The 15,359-nt window shown below is 59.9% G+C and carries 11 protein-coding genes; 6 read left to right on the forward strand and 5 right to left on the reverse strand.

Going from position 1 to position 15,359, the window contains the following annotated elements; genetic code table 11:
• Positions 1-6 precede the first annotated feature (6 nt).
• A complete protein-coding gene (gene proB, locus R3C19_05855) occupies positions 7-1,146 on the forward strand; it encodes a glutamate 5-kinase (GenBank protein ID MEZ6059867.1) in 1,140 nt (379 codons plus the stop codon).
• A gap of 282 nt (positions 1,147-1,428) precedes the next feature.
• On the opposite strand, the gene mscL is transcribed toward proB, so the two are convergent.
• Complete coding sequence (mscL, locus tag R3C19_05860; GenBank protein ID MEZ6059868.1) at positions 1,429-1,797, reverse strand: large conductance mechanosensitive channel protein MscL; 369 nt, start codon at positions 1,795-1,797, stop codon at positions 1,429-1,431.
• A 293-nt stretch (positions 1,798-2,090) separates the two neighbouring features.
• Between mscL and R3C19_05865 the strand changes: the two genes are divergently transcribed.
• Positions 2,091-3,716, forward strand: coding sequence for a PQQ-binding-like beta-propeller repeat protein (locus R3C19_05865; protein ID MEZ6059869.1), 1,626 nt, complete (start codon positions 2,091-2,093; stop codon positions 3,714-3,716).
• A 24-nt stretch (positions 3,717-3,740) separates the two neighbouring features.
• On the opposite strand, the gene R3C19_05870 is transcribed toward R3C19_05865, so the two are convergent.
• From R3C19_05870 to R3C19_05880, 3 genes are all read right to left on the reverse strand, one after another.
• Complete coding sequence (locus R3C19_05870; GenBank protein ID MEZ6059870.1) at positions 3,741-4,607, reverse strand: GDSL-type esterase/lipase family protein; 867 nt, start codon at positions 4,605-4,607, stop codon at positions 3,741-3,743.
• 129 nt (positions 4,608-4,736) lie between these two features.
• On the reverse strand, positions 4,737-5,756 hold the full coding sequence (locus R3C19_05875) for a 2-oxoacid:ferredoxin oxidoreductase subunit beta (protein ID MEZ6059871.1): 1,020 nt from the start codon (positions 5,754-5,756) through the stop codon (positions 4,737-4,739).
• Between the two features lie 278 nt (positions 5,757-6,034).
• On the reverse strand, positions 6,035-7,903 hold the full coding sequence (locus R3C19_05880) for a 2-oxoacid:acceptor oxidoreductase subunit alpha (protein MEZ6059872.1): 1,869 nt from the start codon (positions 7,901-7,903) through the stop codon (positions 6,035-6,037).
• Positions 7,904-8,365: 462 nt separating this feature from the next.
• Between R3C19_05880 and R3C19_05885 the strand changes: the two genes are divergently transcribed.
• The 4 genes from R3C19_05885 to R3C19_05900 all read left to right on the forward strand — a co-directional run bounded on the left by R3C19_05885 (position 8,366) and on the right by R3C19_05900 (position 14,989).
• Positions 8,366-9,616, forward strand: coding sequence for a PQQ-binding-like beta-propeller repeat protein (locus tag R3C19_05885; protein ID MEZ6059873.1), 1,251 nt, complete (start codon positions 8,366-8,368; stop codon positions 9,614-9,616).
• Positions 9,617-11,596 carry a Na+/H+ antiporter NhaC family protein gene (locus R3C19_05890; GenBank protein MEZ6059874.1) on the forward strand — a complete coding sequence of 660 codons (1,980 nt, stop codon included), beginning with the start codon at positions 9,617-9,619 and terminating at the stop codon, positions 11,594-11,596.
• A gap of 6 nt (positions 11,597-11,602) precedes the next feature.
• The gene (locus R3C19_05895) at positions 11,603-12,628 is read left to right on the forward strand and encodes a dihydrodipicolinate synthase family protein (protein ID MEZ6059875.1); all 1,026 of its coding nucleotides are present in this window, start codon (positions 11,603-11,605) and stop codon (positions 12,626-12,628) included.
• Positions 12,629-13,027: 399 nt separating this feature from the next.
• On the forward strand, positions 13,028-14,989 hold the full coding sequence (locus R3C19_05900) for a hypothetical protein (protein ID MEZ6059876.1): 1,962 nt from the start codon (positions 13,028-13,030) through the stop codon (positions 14,987-14,989).
• A 140-nt stretch (positions 14,990-15,129) separates the two neighbouring features.
• Here the strand turns inward: R3C19_05900 and R3C19_05905 are convergent, their stop codons facing one another.
• Positions 15,130-15,285, reverse strand: a complete 156-nt coding sequence (locus R3C19_05905) for a hypothetical protein (GenBank protein MEZ6059877.1) — start codon at positions 15,283-15,285, stop codon at positions 15,130-15,132.
• Between the last annotated feature and the right edge of the window lie 74 nt (positions 15,286-15,359).

Genomic DNA, 15,359 nt, shown 5'->3' on the forward strand with positions numbered 1-15,359 from the left:
CCATTCATGCAGAACATCGTTCGTCAGGAAGTCTTTCAGGCCGCGCAGACGCTGATCGTGAAAATCGGGTCCAACGTCCTGGCGCGCGACGATGATCGGCTGGATCGGGACCGGATCCAGCATCTGGCGGATCAGATTGACCGGCTGCTGGCGACCGGTCGCAAGGTGGTGCTTGTGTCCAGCGGCGCCGTTGCGGCGGGAGTCGGTATTCTGGGACTCAAACGCCGACCGGAGTCACTTTCAGAACTGCAGGCCGCCGCTGCCGTCGGGCAGGCTCACCTGATTAAAGCCTGGGATGAAAGCCTGATCCGCACCGGTCACCATGTCGGGCAGATTCTGGTCACGGTGAATGACTTTCGGAATCGCCGCCGGTATCTGAATATCCGAAATACGCTGCGGACGCTGGTCGGATTCGGGGTTGTTCCGGTCGTCAACGAAAACGATACCGTCAGCATCGAAGAAATCGCGCTGGGCGACAACGATCAACTGGCGGCGATGATCGCCACTCTGGTGCCGGGCCCGCTGCTGATTATTCTGTCGGGAGTCGACGGGCTTTACGACGGCCCGCCATCGAATCCCGCCAGCACCGTCATTCCGCTGATCAAACAGCCGGAAGACGAATTGCTGAAGCTGGTTGCGAACGAACAAAGCAGTCGCGGTCGCGGCGGGATGGCGTCGAAACTCAAGGCCATCCTGAGCGCGACGCGAACCGGCGAAAGCGTATTGCTTGCCGGCGGCAAGCGTCCGCATGTTCTTGACGAAATTCGCGAAGGACTCGAAACCGGAACTCTGTTTCTGGCGTCCGGCGGCATTGTTCCGGCGTGGAAAAAGTGGATCGGCTATACGGCTCAGCCGCAGGGAGTTCTGGTCCTGGATGACGGCGCCTGCCGGGCCGTTTGTCAGCAGGGGCGGTCACTTCTGGCCGTCGGTGTCCGCGAAGTGCGCGGCGATTTCGATCAGGGAGCCTCCGTGGAACTGGTGAATGTCTCCGGCGAATCGATCGCGCGGGGACTGGCAAACTATTCCGCCACGGAGATTCGCAGGATCGCGGGACAGAAATCGGCGAATATCGGCAGCGTTCTCGGACACGTTCCCTATGGCGAAGTCATCCACCGCGACAATCTGGTTGTGACGACACCTCGCTGAGGATTGTCCGGGAAAGCCGCGTCGTCAATCGCTGTGCAAATCAGCGCTGGATAGTGCAGCAATCCACGACAAGCGACCCGCTGGCGAAGCGACACACCAGCCTGGATGCCAATGGTTGCGAACCAGTCCGTTCCGAGTCCCTGCGACTGCGGAATCGGAAAGCCGCCAGTGTGAATCCGGCGGCGATCGCTGCAATTTCCGGTGTGCCGTCGGATGGCGAATGGTCGGAATCGTTCGGGCAAACCAGAGCGATTCACGTCAAGCAGAGCTTCGCAGGATCTGTCACTTCGCTGCCAGCAGATCACGAATTTCCGTCAGCAAAACCTGGTCGACAGTTGGCGCCGGCGGCGGAGCGGCGGCTTCCTTTTCCTTCGTCATGGCCATCAGTGCGTTTGCCGGCTTCACGATCAGAAAAAAGATCACCGCAGCCGTGATCAGAAAACTGATAATGGCGTTGATGACGACGCCGACATCGAACGGACCGATAGATAATGCCACATTCGGATCGCCGCCCATCATGTTCAGCAGAGGCTGAACAATGCCCTTTGTGAAGCCATCGACGATCTTTGCAAACGCGGCCCCGATGATGACGCCTGTCGCAAGGTCAACCACGTTGCCCTTGAGGATGAACTTCTTAAACTCGCCCAGCATTCTCTTACCTCCCGTAGTGAATTTGGAACAGGCCCACTGCGGTCGGAGTATATCTATCCGGAGGGAAGTTCAAGACCTGCCGGGACGACAATTCGAAAGGAACCAAAGAAGTCGCGGTGAGCGGCAAGTCAGTAAGAGACTGGCCGTTTGAACGAACAGTGAACATCGGCAATTCGGGTTGAGAAAAGCGCCGGATGAGTGACCGGATTAGCACTCCCTGGTCTGTCTGCCTTACCATGACCGTGCTGCGACCCGTCGTCCGGCATGCTGCCGCGCAGGAGGTTTCTTTGCTGATGTCCGACGAAAATCAAATTGCCACCGCCCCTTCGTCCCCAACCGCCACCAGTCACCGCCGCGGTTTAAGATGGAAGCCCGCGTTCCTGATTCTGCTGCTGTGCGCCGGCGGGATCATTTCTTCTTCTGTGCTGGTCGCCGATCGAACTTCTCTGGTGATCAACATCTACCGCTGCGTCGGCCTGACTTTCGTGGCGCTGCTGGGATGGTGGTGTTTTGCGTCGCGTGCGTCATTGCGGACGAAGCTACTGGGGTTGATCGGTGTCCTTGCGGTCATCGGCGGAGTCGTGTCTGCCAGCGTCAGAAGGCTGGAATTCACCGGCGATATGGTGCCGCGGTTTCACTGGCGGTGGGAACCGTCCGCTGAAGAACGGACGGCCGAATGGCTGCAGCAAAACGCTCCCGCAGCCACCGTTGCGTCGGCCAGTGAAGACACACAGTTTCAGATCACGGCGGACGACTGGCCCCGGTATTGCGGCTTCGCGGGCGCTCGATTGGTTTCGGAACCAAAACCGGACTTTGACTGGGATTCCATTCCGCCGCAGGAAGTGTGGCGGCATCCCGTCGGCGAAGCCTGGTCGTCGTTCGCGATTGTCGGATCACGGCTGTTTACTCAGGAACAGCGCGGGCCGCAGGAATGCGTCACGTGTTATGACGCGGACACCGGTGTGGAACTGTGGCGACACGAAGACAGCGCTCGATTTGACACGGCCATGGGCGGCATCGGTCCGCGGGCGACTCCGACGGTGGCTGATGACGCACTGTTCGCGCTCGGGGCTACGGGAATTCTGAACTGCCTGAATCCGGTGACCGGTGAGTCCATCTGGCAGCGAAACATTCTGGATGATGCCAGCGCGAGGATGCTCGACTGGGCGATGTCCGGGTCTCCGCTGCTGTTTGAGAATCTGGTACTCGTCGACGCCGGCGGTCAGCAGGACAAGGCCGTGATCGCGTACGATCGCGCCAGCGGTGCAATCGTCTGGGCCGCCGGAAAGCACATTGCCGGCTATGCCGCTCCGCGAATTGAACAGATTTCCGGAAAGGCACAACTGCTGATCTTCCACGGCGAAGGACTTCAGGGCCGCGATCCTCACTCGGGTGAGGAATTGTGGAACTATCCGTTCGTCAACATGTATCACATCAACGTCGCACAGCCGATCCGGTTTGACAACCGGATCTTCCTCAGCAACGGTTACGACGGCGGCTGTGTATTGATCGATCCGACGGCGATTGAGAACGGCGTGCCACAGGAAGTCTGGCCGATGAATCGAAACCTGAAGCTGAAGTTCAACGAAGCGGTTTCCCGGAACGGCTACATCTACGGGCTGGACGACGGAATCCTGTCCTGCCTTGAAGCCTCAACGGGCGAACGCATCTGGAAGGGCGGTCGATACCGATACGGACAGGTGTTGTTGTGGGACAATGTCCTGATTGTGCAGGCGGAAGCCGGCTACGTGGCTGCCGTGGCCGCCGAACCGGACGGCTATCGGGAAATCTCACGATTCGCGGCCCTGAGCAATCGTCAGGACGGCTTGATCGTCAAGGCGTGGAACGTGCCGGTGGTGAATCGCGGTCGCCTGTATATTCGCGACGCCTACGAAATGGCGTGCTTTGATCTGCGGTGATCCGGGAACGCGAGCCGCTTCGTACTACGGATTGCTATGCAGCAGAAGCACCTCCCGCACAATCGCCGCCATCCGGTCGTGCCCTTCCTGTGACAGATGGATGGAATCCAGCGTGGAGGTCTTTCCGGCGAAGACGGCAGCGAAGCGGTGCTTCGGGATCAACTTCACGTTGTGCCGTTTCGCCAGCCGTCGCTGGACGATTCCCCATTTGTTGCAGAACGGTGGCAGCGGCAATTCCATCAGAAAGACGCAGCGTCCCGGTCGTGAAATGAACGTCAGCAGGGCATCAAGGTCTTCTTCGAATCGGTCGACGGGCGTGCTTCCCAGAATGTCATTGCCTCCGAGTTCCAGAACCACAACGGCTTCGTCAGGGATTTCGGCGTCGCGGGCTCGCCGCAGCGCTGAGGCAACAGTTTCGCCAACGTGTGACAGATCGATCACCGTCAACTTCGAGGTTTCCTGAATCTGTTTCGGCCATGTCACAGCTTCGCCTTCGCCGAGTCCGGCGGTTACCGAATCGGCAAGCACTACCACAGGCAACTCTTTCGCAGCGATGTCGCGCGGGAGGTGCGGAGTCCGTTGCCAGGTCGCCTCGTAGCCGGCCGCGAGCAGCCAGAATCCAATTGTCGCGGGCATCAGCCACCGACGCCTGACGCGGAATTTCTGACGCGATGCCAGGATCACCAGCAGCGAACCGACGATCCAGAATGGCAATGGAAATGGCGTGGAAGAAATCGCGACGCCGACCAGCCCGAGAAAAAGCAGAAGTGCCGACAGACGCTGCCCTGATCTTCGCTGGATTCGACGGGTCAGCCACAATCCGGACAGCAGCAGCGCGACTCCCGTAAAGAAGACCTGCCCGCTGGCAATATGAAGAACAAACGCGCTCATGGACGATCCGATCTCGCTCGCTGATACCAAGCCCAGGCACGTTGTGACCTGACATGCACGAAACAGCGTCGATCTCTCGCCCAGCCGAAATCGCGCCGACGAACGGACCGACGCGCGAGCGGGTCTGGCTTATTTCACGACCCAGGTGTCGCCGCTGTTGAACAGTTTTTCCAGATCACCGTCACCGTTCTTTTCGCGGGCGGCGGCGACCTGATCGCGGACCTGTTCGTCGTAGATCGGGCGTGACACGTTGCGAAGGACGCCCAACGGTTCCGGGAAATAGGGGCGCCGCATCTGAGCCAGCAGGAACGCCAGACTGGGGTCTTCCGCTTTTTCATCGTGGAACAGCAGGTCGTCCTCGGAGATGCCGCTGCTGAGTTCGACGACTTCGGCTTTGCCGTGAGCGTTCAGTCGAATTCCCTTCTCCCGGTTCCTGCCGAAGATCAAAGGCTTGCCGTGTTCGAGGTAGACGACATTGTCTTCCTTTTCGCCCTTCTTCGACGCGTACAGAAACGCGCCGGAATTGAACACGTTGCAGTCCTGGTAGACTTCCACGAATGACGTGCCCTTATGCAGGGCGGCACGATGCAGGACTTCTGTCAAATGTTTGATATCGACGTCAACGGATCGGGCGACAAACGTGCCTTCGCAGCCGATGGCGACAGACAGCGGGTTCAGCGGATTGTCGACGGAGCCAAACGGAGTACTCTTGGTTTTTGATCCAAGCGGGCTGGTGGGTGAGTACTGGCCCTTGGTCAGGCCATAGATCTGATTGTTGAACAGGATGATGTTCAGATCGATGTTGCGGCGAATTGCGTGCATCAGGTGGTTGCCGCCGATCGATAATGCGTCGCCGTCGCCGGTGATAACCCAGACGTTCATCTCCGGATTCGCCAGTTTCACGCCTGCGGCAACTGCCGGCGCGCGACCGTGAATGCTGTGGAATCCGTAAGTATTCATGTAGTACGGAAACCGGCTGGAACACCCGATTCCGGAGACAAAGCAGAATTTTTCCCGCGGGATGCCGAGTTCCGGCAGCACCTTCTTCATTTGCGCCAGGATGGAATAGTCGCCGCATCGCGGGCACCAGCGTACTTCCTGGTCGCTCGCAAAGTCCCTGGCGGAAAGCTGAGGCAGCAGAGTGGACATCTCTTTCTGAATCCTGTTGTTTGAAGAACCTGTGGAGGAAAAGGTGTGGGGAGAAAATGGCCGGTGATTCCTGAGTCAATCTCTGCTCCGGGATCAGCAACTTGCATACCCGTCGGACGACTTTTTCGGGGAACCGCATGTCCGGTTCACGGCCAGCCCCGACTTGCGGACGTCAGTGTTCGCAGGGCGCTGAAGACGTGCCATGAGGCGATTGTTCGTCGTTCCGCTGGTGCTTAATGTGCCCCGCTTGTACGACGACCGGACGTCAACACACGAGATCAGCCCAGCACCTCCTGGATTTTCGTCACGACTTCGCCGATTTTGAACGGTTTTCCCTGAATCTTGTTCAGACCGATCGCGTCCACCAGAAACCGGCTACGAATGAGTATCGACAACTGTCCCAGATTCAGCTCGGGAATCAGGACTTTTTTATAGCTGCGGATGATCTTCTCCAGATTTCTCGGGAAGGGATTCATGTACCGCAAATGAGCGTGGGCCACGGACAGCCCTTTCTTCTGACATTCACGGACGGCTGTTCGGACCGTTCCGTACGTCCCGCCCCAGCTCAGGACGAGCAGGTCGCCGCTGTCCGGGCCATCCACTTCCTGTTCGGGAATGAACTGTGCCATGTTGGCGACCTTGCGGGCGCGAGTGTCGGACATGTGCTGATGGTTCTGGGGACTGTATTCCACGTTGCCGGTGGTGTCCGCTTTTTCCAGACCGCCGACGCGGTGTTCCAGTTCCGGAGTTCCGGGCGCCGCCCATGGCCGTACCAGCCGTGAATCTCGCAGGTACGGCATGAATTCATCACCTCGGTTCGGTTCCGTTGCGAGATTGGCGATGATGGGACTGATGTCGCTGACGGCAGGTACCTTCCATGGCTCGGCACCGTTTGCGATGTAGCCGTCGGAAAGCAGGATTACCGGAGTCATGAACTCAACGGCCAGACGCAGGGCTTCCTGGATGGCCCAGAAGCAGTCTCCCGGAGTCTGCGCGGCAATGATCGGCAGCGGCGATTCTCCGTTGCGGCCAAACATGACCAGCAGCAGGTCGGATTGTTCTGTCTTGGTTGGCAGACCGGTACTGGGTCCGCCGCGCTGCACGTTGATGACGACCATCGGCAGTTCGGTGATCATTCCGAGCCCCATGGCTTCGCCCTTCAGGCAGATTCCGGGACCGCTGCTGGCGGTCACTGCCAGGGCGCCGCCAAACGCGGCGCCGCACGTGGCGGCCATCGCGGCGATTTCATCTTCCGCCTGAAACGTTGTGGCTCCAAAGTGCTTCAGTCGTGACAGTTCATGAAGAATGTCGCTGGCGGGAGTAATCGGGTATCCGGAAAACACCAGGTCCAGATTGGACAGTCTGGCGGCCGTTGCCATCCCCATTGCCAGGGCTTCGTTACCGGTAATCTTGCGATACTTGCCGGGTGCCAGCTTTGCCGGAGGAACCTCGTAGTGAACGGTGAACTGTTCTGTGGAATACCCGTAGTTCGACCCGCCCTTCAGCGCACGCAGGTTGGCTTCGGCAACGTTTGGCAGTTTGGAAAATTTCTTTTTGACCCAGTCTTCTGTTGGCTTCGGATCCCGGTCGTACAGCCAGTAGACCAGTCCCAGAGCGAAGAAATTCTTGCACCGATCGGCCTCCCGCTGGGACAGTCCGAGTCCTTCAACGGAATCGCGGGTCAGGCGGGTCATGGGAACCTTGTGAACCCGATACGCGGCCAGCTGATCGGGGTCATTGAGCGGATTCTTATCGTAGCCCGCCTTGTGCAGGTTGGACTTTTCAAACGCGTCTTCGTTCAGAATCAGCGTGCCCCCGCGTTTCAGGTCAGCGATATTCGCCTTCAGGGCCGCCGGATTCATGGCGACCAGCGTGTCGACTTCGTCGCCCGGCGTGAAGATGTCGTGGCTGGAAAAGCAGATCTGAAACCCGCTGACTCCGGCAATCGTTCCGACGGGAGCCCGAATTTCGGCGGGGAAGTCAGGAAGAGTGCTGACGTCGTTGCCGAACACCGCGGAAACGTTGGTGAATTGAGTTCCTGCCAACTGCATTCCGTCACCGCTGTCGCCGCAAAACCGAATCACCACAGTATCCACAGATTCGTGACGGCGGCCTTGCGGCGGTGCGGGAGTATCAACGGCGGACATCAGGGATTGCTCCGGAGAGTTATCAATTTACGTCAAAAAAGCAGGGGCAACGGTAGAGCGCTGGCATTCTGACAGGGCCGCCAAATAAAACAAACCCAATCCTGAGCGACCTTTGACCGGAAAACGACCGGTTTCTGAATTGCTTCGGATTGCGGATTTCTCTTCTGGACATGCCTATTGACATGCAGTCTGAAGCGACGCCCCATGCAGGCAATTCTGGCAGAGGCCAGGGCAATTCCAAGGTCCCGGAATGCCGGCCGATCGACTTTCGGAAACCCAGGAAAGAATCGGCTCCGCGTTCCTGGCAAATCCCGCCGATGCCGCGGGGTCCGGAGTGACGGCGCCGGAGCCGTCACTGCTTCGACGACCACGCTGTAACTTGACGGCGGTTGGCCGTCGACGACACTTTCGGCTTCCTGCTGCCGTTTCAGACTTGCTGCCGATATTCCGGAGAAGATCGCCATGTCAGCCATTCGATTCGTAACTGCCATGACGGTGATGTCGGCCCTGCCGTCGGTTCCGACAGTTGACGCCGCCGACTGGGCTCAATGGCGGGGGCCGAACCACAACAACATTGCCGATGCCGGACAGGATGTTCCCGTCGAATGGAGCGACACAAAGAACGTACTGTGGCGATCCGACGTCGCCGGCCGCGGGCATTCCTCACCCACCGTCGTCGGCGATCTGATCGTGCTGACAAGTGCTGATGAACAGGCGCAGCAGCAGGCGGTCATCGGGTTTGATCGGGCAACGGGAAAGCAGCGGTGGCTGACCGTCGTCAGCCAGGGAGGTTTTCCGTCGATCCACGGCAAGAACACTCACGCGTCGTCAACCGTGGCCAGTGACGGCCGCCTGTTCTTCGCAACCTTCTTTCATCACAACAAGGTGGAAGCCGTTGCCGTGGATCATGACGGGCAGATCGTCTGGAAGCAGGATGTCGGCGGCTTTGCTCCCCGGCAGTATGAGTACGGATATGCGGCTTCTCCGACGGCGTATGGCGATACGGTAATCATCGCCGGCGACTGCGACACGATCGCCTGGGTCAAGGCTCTCGACACGAAGTCCGGCAGGCTGCGATGGCAGCAGGAACGTCCGCGGATGCTTAACTGGTCATCGCCGATTGTCGCTGACATGGACGGCCGGGAGCAACTGTTCCTCGGTGGCTGCGAAATGCTGGCGTCGTATGATCCGAAAACGGGGACGCCGTTGTGGAGTACTCCGTGCCTGACAATCGCGACCGCCGGGACGGTTACGTTCGAAGACGGTGTCGTGTTCGCCAGTGGTGGCTATCCGAAGGCGGAAACAGTGGCTGTGCAGGCCGATGGTTCCGGCCGGATCATCTGGAAGAACAACATCAAGTGTTATGAACAATCGATGGTGGTCCGTGACGGCTATCTGTACGCGTTCAACGACGAAGGCGTGACGTATTGCTGGAACGCGAAAACCGGCGACGAAATGTGGCGAACTCGCCTGCGCGGCCCCGTCTCCGCGTCTCCTGTGCTGGTTGGCGACACGATCTACGCGTCCAATGAAGGCGGCACGACATTCGTCTTCAAAGCGAATCCTCAGAAGTACGAAGCGGTCGCCCGAAACCAGCTTGGCAGCGAGTCCTTTGCGACGCCGACGGTAGTGGACAGCGTCATCTATCTGCGTCATGCCACCGGCAACGGCGCTCGGCGCAGGGAAACTCTGTACGCGATCGGAAACAAGTAGATGGCCGCTCTCCGCCCGGCTCGCGGTGCGGCCGTCATTTCCGCTGTCGTCTTCGTGCTGCTGAGTTTCACGTGTCCGGCGCAACCACTGATCGCGCAGGATTTCCCGGAGAACGCCGGTGGTCTTGCGACGCCCGCCGAACTGAAGCCGCTGCGCCTTTCGCTTCAGGAACCGCGATCACTACCGGCCGGGGCTGCTTTTCCCAGGATCATTGTGCATGCGGTTCGCGCGGGCGGCGCGGTGATGAACGAATTCAACGAGTCCGTGACCGTATCAGGACTGCTGGTTCGACCGCCGGACGCTCCGCCGGATGCGGATTTTGAACCGCTGACTGTCCGGCGCGACTTCGTTAACGGTGTGCTGACCCTGACTCCTGCGGACCTCAGTACCGGGCAGATCTCCATTGATCCCACCGGGCTGCGGATCGAATACGGGACCAGCCGCTGGCGAATCAATATTCAGAACATGCCGGCATGGCTGCGGATCCTCCCGCCGCTGCTGGCGATCGGCCTGGCGATCATCCTGAAGGACGTGACATCGTCGCTGATTCTGGCCACGTTCGGCGGCTGTCTGTTGTTCTGTCGCGGCGTCGAATTCATCGGTGCGACGAATTTGTTCTGTCAGGTGATGGTCGACCAGGTGGCCGACGCTGACCACGCTTCAGTGATTCTGTTTACGGTGCTGCTGGGAGCCATGATCGGGCTGATGAATGACAGCGGCGGTACGAAAGCCGTGGTCGATCGGCTGATGCGGTACGCGAATACTCGAGAAAAGGGAATGCTGCTGACGTGGGTGCTTGGTCTGGTGGTGTTTTTTGACGATTACGCCAACACGCTGCTGATCGGTGGCGCGATGCGTCCGCTGAGTGACCGGTTGAAGATCTCGCGAGCCAAGCTGGCGTTTCTGATCGATTCGACGGCGGCTCCCGTTGCGGGTCTGGCATTGTCGACATGGACAGCGTTTGAAATCGATCAAGTGGCCGCAGGTCTTTCGTCGGCCGCGGTGAAGGCAGACCCCGGACGCATCTTCTTTGCGACGATCCCGTTTCGTCTGTATCCGCTGATTGCGATCGCGGCGGTCGGAGCCATCGCGTATACCGGCCGTGACTTCGGGCCGATGCTGAAGGCGGAACGAAGTCCCCACACCGGGTCCGGCCGAACTCCGGACACATCAGCGCCCGACGGAAGTCTGTGGCATGCCGTTATTCCGGTTGTCGTGCTGGTCTCGCTGGTCGTTGTCGGATATTTCCAGGGCCAGGATGCGTATCGACTGTTGCTGATTGCGTCGCTGGCGGCGTCGACGACCGCGTTCGTGCTGCCACTGTTCAGCCGGCGGCTGCCGTTTCAGGAATGTTCGCGAAGCTGGACGAATGGTGTGGCATCGATGATTCCTGCGATCATCGTGCTGGTGCTGGCGTGGGCGGTGTCGGACGTCTGCCGGCCCGACAAGCTGGACACCGCCGGCTTCATTATCTCGCTGATCGGCGATTCGGTTCGTCCGGAGTTGCTGCCATCGATCGCGTTTGTGTCCTCCGGTGCGATTGCGGTTTCCATCGGCAGTTCGTTTACGACGATGGCGCTGCTGGTGCCGATGTTTATTCCGCTCGCACTGAATCTGATGGCGGGTTCTTCTCCAGCCGAAGAACTGGTCAGCGACCCGCTGTTTCTCAGTACCGTGGGCGCGATTCTCGCCGGAGCCATCTTCGGCGACCATTGTTCGCCGATTTCTGACACAACGGTTCTTTCTTCCGCCGCTGCCGGATGCGATCATCTGCAGCACGTTTCCACGCAGATTCCCTACGCGATGCTGACGGCGATTTGTTCGCTGCTGCTCGGTTACCTGCCGATCGGCCTGGGAGTTCCGTGGTGGATCTGTCTGCCGGCGGGCTGTCTGGCATGCGTCGGAGTCGTCGTATTTCTCGGACAGCGGCCTGAAGCGGAACTCGCGGGCGACACTCAAATCACAATTGACAAACCCTAGTTTCCCATGACTCAAACACGTCTTGCCGGCATCTTTACTCCGAACCTGGTGCCATACGATTCTCGCGGAAACGTCAACGAAGACGAACTGCGGCGGTACGTCGACTGGCTCATCGAACGCGGTGTCCACGGTCTGTATCCGAACGGATCGACCGGAGAATTCACCCGGTTTACTCCGGAAGAACGCCGCCGCATTGTCGCTGTGATCGCCGACCAGACGAAGGGCCGTGTTCCGATTCTGGCGGGTGCCGCCGAAGCCAACGTCCGGGAAACACTGTCCGCCTGCGAATACTATGCGTCGCTGGGAATCCGCGCCGTCGCGATTGTCGCGCCGTTCTATTACAAGCTCAGCCCGGCGTCGGTGTATGCCTACTTTAAGGAGATCGGCGACAATACGCCCATCGACGTCACGCTCTACAACATCCCCATGTTCGCCAGTCCGATCGATGTGCCAACGATTCAGCGGTTGTCTGAAGAATGCGAACGGATTGTCGCGATCAAGGATTCCTCCGGCGAAATTCCGCACATGATCCGCATGATTCAGGCGGTGAAGCCCAACCGTCCGGACTTTGCCTTCCTGACCGGCTGGGACGCGGCATTGATGCCGATGCTGCTGGTCGGCTGCGACGGCGGAACCAATGCCAGCTCCGGTGTCGTTCCGGAACTGACTCGCCGACTTTACGACCTGACGATGCAGCACAACATCGAGGCGGCTCGGGCGATTCAGTACGACCTGGTGCGGCTGTTCGACACGATGATCTATTCGGCCGAGTTCCCTGAAGGCTTCCGCGCTGCGGTGAACCTGCGCGGATTCGAAATGGGACGCGGGCGCCAGCCGCTGTCCGCTGAACAGAAGACCGACCTGGCGACGCTCAGCCGCGAGCTGCAGTGCATGTTGTCGAATCACGGGTTCACCGATCAGCCGGTCGGCGGTTGTCCGATCGATTCTTCGATGCCGGCGCCCGACCCGGCGGAGGTTTCGGTGATTGTCCAGCAGGTTGTCGCCGAACTCAGCCGCCGCGGGCTGATGTGAAATCCCGGGATTCGCCGTCCGTTCAGCCGGAAGAATCGTTACATCCGGATGCGAGCGTACCGGCCCGGTTCGTGTATTCGCTTTGGTCGCGCGCAATCCGGTTGACGTCAAGCGTGCTGCCGGAGTTCGTCGATCACAGAAACGACGGGATTGCGTCGTGCGCATCGCACTTTTGGAACGCGATGAAATCACAGCGAACGGAATTCCGCGACGCAGGCCGTTCTGGACTTCGCTCGTCCCGCCGGACAAGATGGCAGCTAACCGATTTCTGGTGCGACCGCTGCCGTGCCTTGCCGTGCTGAACGCGTGGTTGTCAGGCCGGACGACCAGTGGGCCGCTCCGTCGGCTATGAGTCAACCGAATGGATGTCGCACGCACGCCAACCGAAGTTTGGATTCCGTGACAGACGATAGTTGGCGAAGTGTCCTTCCCGGCGGAACCGCCGGGGCGGACGGATTCAGAATTGGCGCCGAATCGCATTCACGCCGTATCGCAAAAGTGGTGAACTCAATGCAGCTTTCTGAAGACACCATCCGCCGTGAAGTCGGCATCGGACAACTGCGACCTTTGAATGCATCGCGGCGAATTCCAGCGGTGACGATTCTGATTCTGGCGATTTTACTGACCGGCGGAATGTCGCACGCATTGGCTCAGGATTCGTCGGGGGAAGATACCGCTGACGAACTGTTTTTCTTTCCCCCGGACACTCCGGAGCGGCTGGTCAAAGCCGCCGAACTGGCGCGAGGGGTCGACCGTCCTGACCTGTCGCGTGGTTATCTTCGCAAGCTGCTGGATGGCTCGCCTTCCGCGGATCAGTTGATGGCTTTGAGGGAATCGTTCGGGACCGGTCCGTTTCTGCGGATGAACGCGGACTCGACGATGCAGCCGGAAGCCGGCGAACTGCTGAGTCTGATCAATGAAGCCGCACGGCAGGGAATCGCAACCGACGCAGAGCTGACGACACTGGTCGAAGTTCTGGGCGGAACGAAGCCGCAGATCGTTGATGCATCCATGAAGCTGCTGTCCGCCGGCAACCGCGCGGTTCCCGCCATGCTGGCCGCTGATTCGACAACCGATGCGGGCAGAATCGCTGATGCTCTGCTGACAAAATACGCTCGCCAATATCGATTCGGCCTGCTGGCCGCGATCGAAAACGCAGATGAGGCGACTCAGGTCCGGATCCTGAATCGGCTTGCCACGGTGGCTGATCCGGAGATCGCCCTGCCGTTGCTGCGATACCAGTTCGCTTCCGAATCCGGCACAGTTCGCGACGCGGCGGCTCTGGCAGTTCAGCGGCTGATGTCGCAGATGCCCGCTCCGCAGTCGGCGCACGAGGCCGCGGAGTTGCTTGCTCGCGAAACTGAAGAGCTGTTGAAGTCGGCCGGTAAACGCTTTCGTCAACCGGTCGACATCGAGCGGGACAATCGCCTTGGCGAAATGTTCGGTGCGGACATTGCCGCCGCGGAACGGCCCTATGGATCGAACCTGGTGCGACTGGCTGCGCGTCTTGGCGGCGACGCGATCGCCATCCAGCCGGCATCGAGCGAAGCGGCGGCCGCAAAACTGGCCTCGAAGGCGGCCACTGAGAACTGGCCTGCCCGATGGCCGAACGATGTCAATCTGCATGATGCCGCGGACGAAGTTCCGTCGACCGACGAGTCCTCCGTGACCGCAGCACAGGCGCTGGAAACGGCACTGAGAACCGAAAACGCGGCGGCAGCAATCCACCTGCTCAATCGCGGAGACGTGCAGGCAGCGGTCACGCAAATTCGAAATGACCTGCTTCGCGACGCGATCGCTTCGGGAGATCCCCGCATTCGGCTGATCGCTGCCGCTATCGTGCAGAACAGCGGCCGCGGATTTCCGGGAACAAGTCTATACCGCGACGTCATCAGGTCGGCGGTCCACGGAACCGCGATGCCGGAAGCTGTGGCAATCGATTCGCGACCTGACGATTCGCGACATTCCGCGACCGTTCTTGCTGACCTGGGCTTCTCCAGCCGGGCCGCAACCAGCGGCGCGCGAGGATTCGACGCGGCAACCGGTCAGATGAATTCGTCGCTGATCCTGATCCACTGCAACGTGCATCGGTGGACCGTGAGTCCCACGGTCAGCAATTTGCGGGCAGACGCTCGCACGCGGCTGACACCGATTGTGATTTACGGCGACCAGCGAGATGCTTCCGCTGTCAGCAGCCTTGTTGCCGCGCACCCTGGCGTGTGGTTCGTCGTTGAACCGTTTTCTCAGGATTCGCTGGCGACCAGTCTGGAATTGCGCGATGTCGTCGGGCCGCTGCTGACCGACGACGAACGCCGGGCGATGATTGCATTCGCAAGCGGGCTCGGCAATCAGGCCGAGTAACGACGTTGCTCGCGACGTCACACAGCGCGCGGTCGTTTCGCCATTGTTCGCCGGCAGCGACGATTCATTCCGCCGAGTGACGACTACAGCCGGTGACGACGACAGCCGGGTGACGACCGCTGCCGGCGGTGTCTGCAGGCTCAGCGGCGTCCGTTCAGCAGAACCCAGCCGATGGCGATGCAGAACACCAGGCCAATGCCGTAGTCGGTTGGCTGCATGTGGACGAACTGGTCGCGTACGATCGTACGCACCTGGTACAGCCACACTCCGATGGATGCCGTAATTGGGTAACTCATGATTCCAGGTCCGAGCCCGCCACCCCGACGTGCCATGCTGCGGCGGCTCTCATTGAGCCTGGAGGCCTGCAGCG

This window comes from Planctomycetaceae bacterium (genome assembly GCA_041398785.1).
Lineage (GTDB): Bacteria > Planctomycetota > Planctomycetia > Planctomycetales > Planctomycetaceae > JAWKUA01.